Source organism: Pedobacter sp. T50_32 (assembly GCF_057652195.1).
Map to the genome: position 1 here is coordinate 153,758 of NZ_JBYFBY010000004.1, position 13,334 is coordinate 167,091.

Annotated in this window: 9 protein-coding genes; 4 read left to right on the forward strand and 5 right to left on the reverse strand. The window is 37.6% G+C overall.

Annotation, left to right across the window (positions count from 1 at the left end; genetic code table 11):
• Window positions 1-120 precede the first annotated feature (120 nt).
• A complete protein-coding gene (locus tag AC23ME_RS14260; RefSeq protein ID WP_487728447.1) occupies window positions 121-888 on the forward strand; it encodes a hypothetical protein in 768 nt (255 codons plus the stop codon).
• Here the strand turns inward: AC23ME_RS14260 and AC23ME_RS14265 are convergent.
• The 5 genes from AC23ME_RS14265 to AC23ME_RS14285 form a co-directional block, all read right to left on the reverse strand.
• A complete protein-coding gene (locus AC23ME_RS14265; RefSeq protein WP_487728448.1) occupies window positions 870-1,409 on the reverse strand; it encodes a YfiT family bacillithiol transferase in 540 nt (179 codons plus the stop codon). The genes AC23ME_RS14260 and AC23ME_RS14265 overlap by 19 nt on opposite strands.
• Window positions 1,410-1,414: 5 nt before the next feature.
• Entirely contained in the window at window positions 1,415-2,671 is a 1,257-nt protein-coding gene (locus tag AC23ME_RS14270; protein ID WP_487728449.1) for a type IX secretion system plug protein, read from the reverse strand.
• A gap of 139 nt (window positions 2,672-2,810) precedes the next feature.
• Window positions 2,811-3,791 carry a Gfo/Idh/MocA family protein gene (locus AC23ME_RS14275; protein ID WP_487728450.1) on the reverse strand — a complete coding sequence of 327 codons (981 nt, stop codon included), beginning with the start codon at window positions 3,789-3,791 and terminating at the stop codon, window positions 2,811-2,813.
• 148 nt (window positions 3,792-3,939) lie between these two features.
• Window positions 3,940-5,847: an ABC-F family ATP-binding cassette domain-containing protein gene (locus AC23ME_RS14280; protein ID WP_487728451.1), complete on the reverse strand. Its 1,908-nt coding sequence runs from the start codon at window positions 5,845-5,847 to the stop codon at window positions 3,940-3,942.
• 458 nt (window positions 5,848-6,305) lie between these two features.
• Window positions 6,306-9,398 (reverse strand): AsmA family protein, encoded by a 3,093-nt coding sequence (locus AC23ME_RS14285; protein ID WP_487728452.1) that lies wholly within the window; start codon window positions 9,396-9,398, stop codon window positions 6,306-6,308.
• 269 nt (window positions 9,399-9,667) lie between these two features.
• On the opposite strand from AC23ME_RS14285, the gene AC23ME_RS14290 reads away from it, so the two are divergent.
• From AC23ME_RS14290 to AC23ME_RS14300, 3 genes are read left to right on the forward strand one after another with little or no spacing between them, the layout of a single operon-like run.
• On the forward strand, window positions 9,668-10,342 hold the full coding sequence (locus tag AC23ME_RS14290; protein WP_487728453.1) for a TetR/AcrR family transcriptional regulator: 675 nt from the start codon (window positions 9,668-9,670) through the stop codon (window positions 10,340-10,342).
• 1 nt (window position 10,343) lies between these two features.
• Window positions 10,344-12,011: a peptidase domain-containing ABC transporter gene (locus tag AC23ME_RS14295; RefSeq protein WP_487728454.1), complete on the forward strand. Its 1,668-nt coding sequence runs from the start codon at window positions 10,344-10,346 to the stop codon at window positions 12,009-12,011.
• Window positions 12,012-12,028: 17 nt separating this feature from the next.
• Window positions 12,029-13,327 carry an HlyD family secretion protein gene (locus tag AC23ME_RS14300; RefSeq protein WP_487728455.1) on the forward strand — a complete coding sequence of 433 codons (1,299 nt, stop codon included), beginning with the start codon at window positions 12,029-12,031 and terminating at the stop codon, window positions 13,325-13,327.
• Window positions 13,328-13,334 lie beyond the last annotated feature (7 nt).

The window sequence follows — 13,334 nt, forward strand, 5'->3', positions numbered from 1 at the left end:
CCAAGTCTAGTGAGCATTCGTAACCTAATTTTAGTGCTATGTTGTCTGTTTTTTTCTTGTGCAAAGAAAAAAGGTGAGCCTGCATCTCCAGTTTTACCAAGCAACCCAAACTCATTTTTTATGGGCGAGGTTAAGCCAGCGGCTTCAAAAAATTGCTTTGCAGGTGCATATTACCGTAAATTGGTTTCGAGTGTAGATACTTGGGGAGGCATTGGTGGGCGAGTGGTTTTGCCCACCATTACTTTTGATCCTTCTAGAATTAATCCTGCTAAGCCTGCCCAATTTTTGGATAATCCCTCGGTTTATATGGGTGGTAACATGGGCGGACAAGAAACTGATATTGGTTTAACTTGGGAAGTTATTCGTGATGAAAGCGGTGCAGTTACCGCAGATAGACGTGCATTTAGGCCATTTTTACGTAGAACTGCGCATGGTGGGAGCGGACAAGCTGCATTATATGAAAATGCACCTGCCGAGGCTCTCTACTATTGGTATCAGGGCGAAGAAGTTTCGATGTCGGTTAAAATTGTTGCTAACGGAATTTTGAGACTGATCGTTGAAGGTGCTGGAAAGAAATTTGAAAAAGATTTCGAGGCTGGCGGATATACATTTGCAGGCAAGGGCGAGTTTAAACGTGTAAACGCTATCGATCAAGTGGCTAACGAAGGAAAACCAGTACAGGCTACTAGAACCAAGGTAACTGGTGCAGAATGGAAAGCTACTTATTTGCACCGCATTGTAAATGGAAACTTGGTAGAAACTCCTTTTCATGATGGCCGTTACACGGATATGAGGTGTCCGAGTGCAAACAACTTCTCCATCTATTCTACTACCGAAGATCGTTCTAAAGGTGGTGAAAAAATAGAAATTTACGGAGCTGGGAATTGATTGTTTTTTGCAATTAAAATATGCGCTAAATGATGGTTGCAATGCCAAGCATAAATCCCAATATTCTGTTTTAAGGAAATTAGTTCATTGTTTTCAGGATGGATAAACTGTTTTTCCAGATCACTTTCAGTCATGTTTTCCAGAAGCTTAACCCATCTTTCGTGAATTCCTTCCAATACTTTTAGGGAGCTTTCTATAGGTTCTTGATAATCCGATAGTTCTGCCCACAAATTTTCAGCGTAAGGTTTAATTGTTGGTGTTTCTTCCGTTAATGCAAGTTTAAATCTTGTTAAGCTATTCATGTGGCTATCTGCACAATGATGTACTACTTGTCGTATTGTCCAGCCATCAGGTCTGTACCGATTTTCAAGTTCGCTCTCCGTTAGATCTCCAACTGCAATTTTTAGGCGGGTAGGGAAATTGGCAATAACTTCAATCCAATTTTTGATATGGTCTGTGGTGATTTTTTGTGGCGCATTGAATTTTCCTATTGGAAATCTCAGGTTTTCAATCTCGCTCATCACTTTTATCGTTTTACACTGTTGATATTCGTAAATCCTACCAAATCATCATATCTGGCACCTGGTCTGCGGTAGTAAGCAAATACCTGATAGCTGTTTTCGGCCTCAAAGAAAGAACCTTCAAAAACCGTGTCGTTAAACTTTCCATTTTCATCAACCCAAACATATTTAAAGTCATACAAACCTTGTTTTAGTTTGAGATTACCGTAAAATCTACGTCTTGAAGATTCGAAGGTAAGTTTATTTTCATCAGTTAATGCGTAGTTGTTAAACCTGCCGAAAACATAGACGTTCCCTTTTGGCGTAGGAGGTTGAGCTGCCAAAGTAAATAGCATATAGGCATAGTCACTATCTGTCGTGTTGTCCCTTCCATCAGTATTTCTGATGAAGAAATTGCCGTTTTCATCAAATTGGTTGCTGTACCTGCTACTCGCATTGGGTAAATCGATAGATAAAATTACGTTTTGAGTGCTATCGCGATAAATGTCGGCTACGTGCTCTGCTTTGTATCTAAAGCTGCGGGTATCGAACTTTCTAAACTCATTTCCACCAAAAAAATGATTGGTATTGATATCGTTGTAGACTAATGTTCCGGGTTTTACAAATGAAGGTTTGGTGTTAGTAATGGCTGTTTGAGGGATGTAATTCTGCATCACCACCGCTTTAACTTCCAAAAATGGATTATTAATTGGTGTTTGATGAAACAAGCTGAAGTTGATCTTCTGTTTCGAGTTTCGATCTGTAACTTCCGTTGCTGGAATAACCTCTGCACCAATATTAATCGTGTTATTTACCACATGGAAACGTTGAGTAATCACGATTTTGTTAGGGTCATTATCTTCAAATATTTTGAGGATGTAATTCCCGCCAATTTTAACCTTCATTTGGTCGTTAGGGAAATTCATTTGGTAATGTGTGAATTTTACCAATGTATTAAACGAGTAACGGTAATTGAAAAGAATGTCTTGTTGTACACCTTCTAGGTAATCCAAAATATTAATTCCTGACGATTTCCAATCCCAAGTACAATGTTCTACAGTGTAGCTGTAATTTTTCTGACCGCCACGTAAATCATCAAAACCAAATGTGATAGTTTCGGCAGTTTTTAGGTTAATTAATGGAATTGACTGCTCTTTGCTGGTGTTGTAGCACTCAACAGTTTTGATGTAATCTTTGTAGATTTTATTTTGATATTCGCCCTGAGCCTTAGCCGTAGATAGATACAAGAAAGATAGTAGGCAAATGAGTAATCTGTATTTCATGTTATAAATATATCAAATTAACGAAAATACGAGAAGATTAGTGTTCTGATTTTTGCCGCAGATGTACAGATACATTGCATAATTAATGGGAGCTAGTCATGTATGCATTTATCCTGAAAACGAGATATTAAGAGAAATTCTAATCAGCTTTCGTAAAAGCATCCATAATTTTCATGGTTTTTAAAGCTTCTTCCGCAGAACACGGATTTTCGCCCTCGCCTCTAAAATAAGCTACCACTTGCTCAATCATGGGTTGTTCAACATGCTGTAATGGCTCGAAGTTTAGCGTTTCCTCTTTGCCTTCAACGTTAACTTTAATGTATTGGCCAAAAACAGAGAAAGTGATTTTACCTTTTGAACCTATAATTTCACAGCTATCTGCTTGTTCGCTTTTTGGAGCAGAAAAGCACCATAAGCCATTAAAAACTACATTGTTTTCGAATTCGATGTGGCCAGTTACTAAATCTACCACTGGTGAGGCTGCGTCTTTTTTGTTCGCTAAGCCATGAAAGTTCTTAGCTTCACCAAAATAGTACAGCATTAAATCTAACTGATGTGGCGCTAAATCATGGAATAAACCACCACCAGAAATTGCTGGGTTAATTCTCCAGTTTTCTTCCGAATTGGCAATGATGTCGCTTGCGGCAGGTTGAAGCATTTTCAAGTCAACAAACCTTACATCGCCAATGGCTTTTTCCGCTAATAAAGATTTGATTTTTAAAAATAGTGGTTGAGCTCGACGATAATGAGCTACCACTAATTTTACACCATACTTTTCAGAAGCATCTGCCATTCGTTGTGCTGCGGTACTATTTAATGCCATCGGTTTTTCTACGTACACAGGTTTGCCAGTAGCTAGTGCCGCAATGGTATATTCTTCATGCTGTAGGGGCGGAGTAGCAATGTAAATCGCATTCACCTCAGGGTCGTTAATTAAATCGGAAGCATCGCGGTACCATTTCGGTACGCCGTGTCTTTTGGCATAGTCTGCTGCTTTGGCAGCATCTCTGCGCATTACAGCTACTAATTGTGAGTTCGCTATTTTGTTAAACGCAGGTCCGCTTTTAACTTCAGTAACATCGCCGCAGCCAATAATTCCCCATTTAATTTCGTTCATCATTTTTTGCTTTTTCGTAAATAGTTCGTCATTGCGAGCTTCGCGAAGCAATCTTTATGGTTTTGTCATTCCGACGTTAGGAGGAATCTATTAATCAATTAGATTCTTCGCTATGCTCAGAATGACAAGGTGTCTAGGTTACGAAAAACGCTTACCCCTCCAATTCCATAATCTCGGCAGCCAATTCTTCCCAAGCATTTTGAGCAGCATCTAACAAAGCTTTTTCAGATAAGTACTTCTTATTTGCCTCATCCAGCTTTTGCTGATTGCTAAAAACCTCTTCTTTTGCCAATTCTGCTTCGCAATTCTTCACGCTTTGCTCAAACACAGCAATCTCATCTTCTGTACGCTTTAACTTTTCGTTCAGCTTTTTCAATTGCTGCTGAGTACTCGCAGTTACTGGCTCTTTAACCACAGGTTTTTTCTCTTCTGGTTTCACCGGAATTGCCTTTGGAACAGGTTTAATTCTCTTTGAATCCCATTCCTCAAACTCAGCATAAGTTCCAGGATACTCTTTAATTTTATCTTCTTCGATGAACCAAATTTTGTTCGCCACGTTATCTAGGAAATACCTATCGTGGGAAACAGAAATAAAAGTTCCTTCGTATTGTTGCAAAGCCTGTATCAATATATTCACCGACTGGATATCCAAGTGGTTGGTAGGCTCATCTAGAATTAAGAAATTACTGTCTGTAGTTAACGATTTTGCCAGTGCAACCCTCGATTTTTCACCTCCCGATAATACCTTGATTTTCTTGAAAACATCATCGCCAGTGAACAAGAAACAGCCCAGAATACCACGTAATTCGGTATCTGTATGTTTAGGTGCAAAAGCTTGCAGTTCCTCTAAAATAGCATTGTCTAAGTGCAGCGACTCTAATTGGTGCTGCGCAAAGAACGTAGTAGTTACGTTATGACCGATCTCACACTTGCCCTCAAACTTTTCAGTTCCGGCAATGATACGCAACAAAGTTGATTTACCTTTACCATTGGCGCCAATCAACGCAATTTTATCACCTTTTTCGATAACCGCTTCGGCATTTTTTAAAATCTCGATGTTAGGGTAGCTTTTTGAAACATTCTCCAAACGCACTACATGTCGGCCCGATGGTTTCGAGAACTTAAAGGCAAAATTTACCGTCGGATTGTCATCATCAACATCATCCACACGCTCCATTCTATCTAAAGCCTTCATACGAGATTGCGCCATTTTTGCCTTACTCGCCTTAGCCTTGAAACGCTCAATTAAACGCTCTTCCTGCTTAATTTTTGCCTGCTGATTTTTAAACTCACCACGTTGTATCTCAGACCTCAATTCTTTTTCTTCCAGATAGAAAGTATAATTTCCAGCGTAAGAAGTTAGTTTTCCCTTACGACTTTCAACCGTTCTGTTAATGATTTTATCTAAGAAATACCTATCGTGAGAAACAATCACAATGGCACCTTCAAAACTAGCTAAATACGTTTCTAGCCACTTAATCGATGGTAAATCCATGTGGTTGGTAGGCTCATCCAGTAGTAAAATATCAGGGTCTTGCAAAAGAATTTTTGCCAACATTACCCTCATTCGCCAACCTCCAGAAAAGGTGTTCAACGGCCGTTTTTGGTCTTCAGAACTAAAACCTAAACCCGCTAAAATTTCGTTAGCACGATATTCTATGTTATAGCCATCCAAAGCTTCAAATTGCTCTTGCTTTTGAGCTAACTTGTTTAAAACATCTTCACTATAATCAGTTTCTATAACCTTTAAAAGCTCCTCAATTTCTTCGTGTAGCTTGTTTTGGCGGTCAAAAGCCTCCATAGCTACCTGTAAAATTGGGTTATGGCTATCGTACGAAAGCAAATCTTGGTTCAAGTAACCAATACGTAAATCTTTGGCCATCGAAATACTACCCGATGAAGGAGCATATTCGCCAACAATTATTTTCAGCAAGGTCGACTTTCCAGTTCCGTTCGCACCAATCAATCCCGCTCTATCGCCCGGCTTAATATGCCAATCGGCTTCGTCGTATAAGGCCCTAGAGCCAATCAAAAAACTAAGGTTATTAATAGAAATCATTGTGGCGCAAAGGTACGGAAATTTACGGCTTTAGGTTTACGATTAAATGAATAGATTAATATTTAGAAAAGCAGTGACAGAATTGCCATTAACCGATAGTCCCGCTTTTCGTTTCAATCTTTTTGTATGCTGTCTTCGTCATTTCGAACGCAGAGAGAAATCTCAAAAAAATACTTCTATGTAACAGATTTCTCCTCGTTCCTCGTCGAAATGACGCAGCAAAAAGTATTTCCACTTCAATCGAGTTTAGGGAACATTAACCTTTGCTAGGAAACTTTGTCAATCTTACTAACATATTGCAAATTAAGATTTACAAAGTTGAGGAATGCCTTTGCGTTTTTAGCGTATTAGGTTCTTAGCATTAAAATAAACCGCAAAGGTTTTGGAAATTTTCGCGAAGTATTGCAAAGATATTTTCAACCTTAATTCCTCTTAACTCCTTAATGGTTCAATATAAACTACTTGCTATCCGCATCTTCAGTTTCTTCCAGCTTACCGTCTTTATTGCGTTTCAGCTTAATAATAGGTTTTTCTTGCGTGCCAGTCACACTTAACGGAATACCAAACAAACCAAACGGAGGTAAACCCAATCTGCCTCTCAAGTTCAAGCGACCATCTAAGCTTACTTCGCCTTCAAATCGTGGTCTAAAACCAGCAATTTTCATTTTGGTACGCTCAATAGTCATAATGTTATTTTTGATAGAAGTTTTAACTACGACATCCTTCAAATTCGGGTTGGTTAAACTATCTCTTTTGGTTTCTCTACTAACCGCATTCATCATTTTGAAACCAGCCAATTTCACATCTTTTAGAGTTAAAGTGCCGCCACCTTTTACCGATGGCAATACAGGAAACATTTCATCATTCAGTCTGCCTGTTAGTTGATAATCTAAACCAACAATACCCTTTACTTTCGATGCAGAAGTAGCCATTTCTCTAAATAGTTTGATTTCTTTGTAGGCTTTGGCAATATCAAATTCCTTAGCATTTAGTTTAAAATCAAAGTTTGCAGCGGTTGGACTAGTACTCTGATAACTTGCATCCATCAACACTTTTGCGCCAACCAAATCAAATCCTGTTTGCAATAAAGTCAGTTTTCCATTATTGATGGTCATTTTACCTTTAGCATTTTTGAGGTTCAGTCCGTTATACCCAACATTGTTAGCATTAGCTGCAAAAGTCACATTTAAATTAGCCGGAATAATAATGACACCTTTAGCGGCCGTGCTGTTAGTCGCTGCGGTAGTATCGCCAGCATAAGCCATAAATTCATCGGCTATAATTTTGTTGCTGTGCAGCACAAAACTTCCGCTCAATTTCTCTCTTTCATCAAAAACAAAGTTCACGTAGTTGTTCAGGTTTCCATTCAATTTAAAGTCTGAACCACCGTATGAAGCATTAAACTCATCAAATTTTAAAGCAGAAGAAGTGAAAGAAAACTTGCCGTTTTTGATGATAAAGGCATTTGGGAACATATCAGTGAGGATGTTCAAATCCTTGATGCTCATAAAACCTTTGTTCTGTAAACGACCATATCTGCCCGCCATGGCATCGCTTTGCAAACCTTTAAAGTTTACGTTGGTATAAATTAAACCTTTAACTTGATAACCTGGAACGGCGAATAATTTGTACAGTTTTCCAATATCTAAAGTTCCTCTCGATGCAATATCGTAAGACACATTTTCTAAATTGCTCACATTGGCCTTCAGCAAAAACGGCTGACCAGACATTTCAAACGAAATAGGTTTGATATTCAGTAAAGTACCTTTTAAACTGCCGTTCTTGTTGGTAATTGCTGCATCAATATCAATCTTTTCTAAAGCCTCGCTAAAATGTGCGGTTTTAATGTATCCTCTATCTAATTTAATTAAAGCATTGGTAACGGGGAATAGCTTTTTCACTTTGTCGTAAGAACCTTTGCTTGTTACATCGACAGCTAATTTGCCGTTTAAAACCAAACCCTTAACAGGGTAGAAGTTCTTGATTTCGGCAAAGTTGATAGCAGTTTTTAAACCTAAATCTACCGTAATGTTATTGATGGTTTGTAGTTTTAAATAACCTTTAATGTAGTTCGACATGGCATTGATATCGATACTACTGATTTCTAATTTGGTGTTCTTGTAATCGCCATTAACGTTATTACCCACAAAGTCGAAGTTGATTTTATCTATTGGAGATGGGAGTGAAGCGTATTTGAAATAACCATCACTCAGTTTGATTTTAGCATCGAATGTAGGAACGGTGGCAATAACGGTGTCTACCTTTCTAACCCCGTTTTTGACAACTTTTGTGCTGTATTTTCCATCAGCGTTTACGCTCATTACCAATCTGCCCTTGATATTCAGGCTATCCATATTTACCACTTTTGCCCATTTCTCTAAATCGATGTTAGAACGGGTTTTGGTGTAGATTTGCGGCTCTTTTAAACCTTTAATTTTAGTAACAGAAGCCAGATAATCATCGCCGATATTAAAATACAAGCTATCCATATTTAAATCCAAACTATCGGGATTTAAACTTGGAATTTTAGTTTGTAGGTTTAGAAAAAGGTTTTTAATAGCATCAGGAGCGTTTGGATTTTTAATTTCACCGTTACGAACTTTCATGTTAAAAGTTAAGCTTGGCATGGTATGGCTTTCTGCAATGTATTTTCCAATTAAGGATGCATCAATTTCGGCATAACCCTTAACCTTGGTTTTCTCTAGTTTATCAGCAATTTCGGTAGGTAAAGCAGTAAAGATGTTTTGCAAATCCGTTTCCTTGGCTTGCGTTTTAAAATTCATGTCGTAACCATCTTTCAAGAAAGAAAAACGACCTACAAAGCGGATAGGCAAGGAGTTGATTTTGATGTCATTTTCATCGAACAATAAATCTAAAGAGCTGGTATTAATTTTTGTAATCAGCTTTGCGTTAAGTTCTTTATGAAGTAGATATGGTGTGCCAGCGTAATAAATATCAGCATCCTTAATAGAAAGTTTACTCTTTAAATCGAATATCGCTTTGCTTAAATCTCCATTACCACTGTAATTTACTTGTCTAGCATCAATCATCATCGGTATCGATTTGTCGTTATAAACCAAATCGCTGTTTTTGATATAAATACCTTCTATTTTGATGGCTGTACTGCCAGTATCTGTGCTTTTTTTGCCATCGTCTTTGCTTTCGTAAACGTTGTAGTTAGCATGACCTTGTTCATCAGAAAGGATGTTGATTTTAGCATTGTCTAAATAAAATTCATCTACTTTGATTTGGTCGCTAAACAAAGAAAATAAATTGATACCCAAAGCCATCTGTTTGGCATAAATCAACGTATCATTTTTAAAAGGCTCGGAACCTTTCAGTAAAAATTCATCTAGGTTTAACGTTAAAGATGGAAAATGTGTAAAGAACGAAAGTCTAGTGCCTTTAAAGCTGACTTCGCCTTTGATATTCTGGTTAATCGTTTTGGTAATTTGCTGATTAATCGTTTTGGGGATAAGCAACGGGATGATAAACAAAAGCGCTATCAAAGAGGCAAGACTGATGCCCAGTATTTTAAAAAACTTCTTCAAGATAGTAAGATTTAAATGGCGTTAGTGCAAAGATACATTGTAGAACTGTAATGAAGCTACATCTAACACATTTTAACAAAAGTATTATGCTAGGCACTGCAAATAATTAATGCCTTTTTTAAATTCTAATCAGGCTTTAATTTAAGCGTTTTCTCATTGTCATAAGTTAACAAAACCACAACCCAAAGTTGTTGTTATATACATCGTGGTGATAGTATTACTTACATTTGTGAGTGTTCAACTGTTAGATGAATTGGTTTTAAGTTGTTATGGAATTTTTGCTGAAATTTAAGCTGAGCGACCATCTGTATCTACGAGATCCGGAAAGTAGCGAACTGGGAAAGGCAATTGTTAGCAAAGCCATTGACTTAATTGATGACGTGGGTTTTGAGCGCTTCACCTTCAAAAAATTAGCACAAAAGATAGATTCTACAGAAACAACCATTTACCGTTACTTTTCTTCTAAACACAAGCTGCTAACTTACATCCTTAACTGCTATTGGAACTTTTTAGAATTTGTAGCAAAAATGCGTTTGCAGCAAATAACAGATAGTACTACAAAACTAAAGTTGATTTTAGAGATTATTACACATAATGATGGCTACAGTTCAGAAATAAAGGAGTATGATTTACAAAAGTTGCATCGTATCGTGATATCAGAAAGTAGTAAATCTTATTTGGTAAAAGAAGTGGACGAAATTAATAAGGAGTTTGTGTTTAATCCACTTAAAAGCTTATGCCAATTTATCGGAGACATCATTTTGCAGATCAACCCGAAATTTGCTTATCCCAAATCGTTGGCTAGCACGCTGATGGAAACGGCACACGCTCAGCAGTTTTTTAGCGAACATTTACCCAAACTAACAGATAATAAAAGTAGAACGCAGCATAAAAACTATGTGTTGGCCTATCTAAATGTATTGGCTTTCTCAGTAATTAAATAATATGGCACAAAATCAAGATTATACAAAAAGCAGTAAGGCATTATTCAAATACATCACTAAAGAAAAGAAAGATGTAACTGCTATTTATATTTATGCCATTTTAAGTGGCTTAGTGCAATTAAGTATTCCTTTAGGTATACAGGCAATTGTAAGCTTCGTGATGGGTGCTACCATGGTTACATCGCTCTATCTGTTGATTGGTTTTGTGGTATTGGGTACTTTTTTAGCTGGCTTTTTCAGAATTAAAGTGATGCAGATTATTGAGAAAATTCAGCAGAAAATCTTTGTAGAATACGCCATTGCATTTGCAGAGAAACTACCAAATATCAATTTGTCGAACACAAAAAAATACTACTTGCCAGAATTGGTAAACCGCTTTTTTGAAGCACCAAATTTACAAAAAGGGATCTCGAAGATATTGCTCGAAATTCCAACTGCGCTTATTCAGATTGTTTTCGGAATACTCTTACTGTCGTTTTACCACCCTTGGTTTTTAGTTTTTGGAGGAATAGTAATCATCATTGTAGTAATTATTTTTCGATACACGATGGATTCGGGTATTCAATCTAGTGTGGAAGAAAGTGACAAGAAATATGAAGTTGCTTCTTGGCTGGAGGATATTGCAGGGGCAATTAAAACTTTCAAAATTAATTCGAAAACCAAGCTTCACCTTGCCGGTACGGATGAGCGAGTAGTGAAATATCTAAACCACCGTACTTCTCATTTTAAAGTTTTAGAATTTCAGTACAAGGCAATAATTGGCTTTAAGGTAATTATGACGTTGGTGATGTTGGCTATAGGAACCTACCTGCTGGTTACACAGCAACTAAACATTGGTGCTTTTATCGCTACCGAAATTGTGGTACTTACTATGATGACCGCTGTTGAAAAGCTGATTAAAAGTTTGGAGAGTTATTATGATGTAATCGCATCGTTAGTGAAACTGGAAAAGGTAACAGAACTTACGGACGAGCATAATGCAGACATTGTGCTGGAGCAGAAAAATGGTGGAATGGAAGTAGGTTTTAAAGATGTGAGTTTTTCATTTAACGATAATAAAGACATACTGTCTGGCTTAAATTTCAATATACAGCCTAATACACTAACGGTGATATCTGGCAAATTAGGTGCTGGCAAATCATTGCTTTTAAATATGATGGCTGGATTTTACGATCCTACTTCTGGCGCAATTCTTTTCGACAAGGTACCGCTTAAAAACCTAGATAAAATTTCGTTAAGGAATTTGATAGGTCTTTACATGGAAGACATGAAAATCATTAAAGGTACATTGCAAGACAATATTTTATTAGGCAGGCAGGATGTGAATACTGAGGATATCTTGGAATTATCTGAATTGATTGGAATAGAACATTTATCAAGCCAATTCACCAACGGGTTTTATACAGAGCTGAGCGAGACCGACACCGAAATATCTTTCAGTTCAAAAAAGAAAATATTGCTGTTAAGAGCGCTTTTGGGTAATCATCGTTTGTTGCTTTTAGAAGATCCTTTAGATGGTATGAATGCCGAATTTAAATTGAAGATGATCGAATATCTACAAGAAATTAGGAAGAAAGCGACGGTAATTATTGTGTCTGATGCTCAGGAAATTATCAATATAGCAGATCAAGAATTACATCTTCAAAATGGTAGTGTAACAAGCAATTAAGCTAAGCAGATTAAGAAATGAAGTTAAAATCTATCGATAACATTTATCATATTAATAGAGACTCACGGGTAAAAAGGTGGTTTTTTATCTTTTTAGGTTTTTGTATGGTGGTGCTTTTTTTACCTTGGACCCAAAATATTAAGGTAAGGGGTAATGTGAGTACGCTTTACCAAGACCAACGTCCACAACAACTTAATTCGCCCATTCCGGGTAAAATTATAAAGTGGTACGTAAAAAATGGCGATTACGTTAATAAAGGCGATACCATTTTGCAATTGACAGAGGTGAAGGACGATTACCTAGATCCACTTTTGTTAGAGCGCACCCAAGAACAAGTGAAAGCTAAAAGGGGAGTAAGAAGTTATTACGAAGCTAAGGTTGGGGCAACAGACAGTCAGCTGAGTGCGCTAAACGCTGCTAGAGATTTAAAATTGAGCCAGCTTAAAGTTAAAATCAGTCAGTTAAACAATAAACTGGCGGCCGAAGAGGCAGAACTTTTGGCCGCAGACAATGAACTGAAATTAAGCGAAGATCAGTACAATCGTCAGAAAAAGATGTACGACGATGGTTTGGTTTCACTTACACAATTTCAACAACGTAATGTGAGTTATCAAAATGCAGTAGCTAAAAAAACTGCGGCACAAAATAAGCTGGCGCAAACCAGACAAGAAATTGTAGCAACCAACATAGAGCAAAATGCTACCATACAAGATTATACCGAGAAATTAAGCAAAACCCACGGCGAACGTTACCAAAGCATGGGACAAATTGAAGGCAGCACTGGAGACATTGCCAAGCTCGAAAATCAGGCGGCAAATTACCAAGCTAGGAGGGGTTTGTATTATGTGGTGGCATCACAAGATGGGCAAGTAGTGCAGCTCAATAAAGCTGGTATTGGCGAAATTTTGAAGGAAACAGAAAGCATTGGAACCATTGTGCCCAAAAAGGTTGATTACGCAGTAGAGATTTATGTGAAACCTGTGGATTTGCCATTGCTTAAAGAGGGACAAAGAGTGATGTGTATTTTCGATGGTTTCCCCGCAATTGTGTTCTCTGGTTGGCCAAACACCAGTTACGGAACTTTTACTGGAAAAGTTGTAGCCATAGAGAGTAACATCAGTGTGAATGGCTTGTTTAAAGCGCTTGTAGTGGAGGATAAAACGCAAAAACCTTGGCCGCCACAAATAAAAATGGGTGCTGGTGTACAAGGTATCGCTATTTTAAACGATGTGCCTATTTGGTACGAGCTATGGCGAAACATTAATGGTTTCCCACCTGATTATTACATTGCCAAAACCGAAACGACTACCAAATAGAATGAAA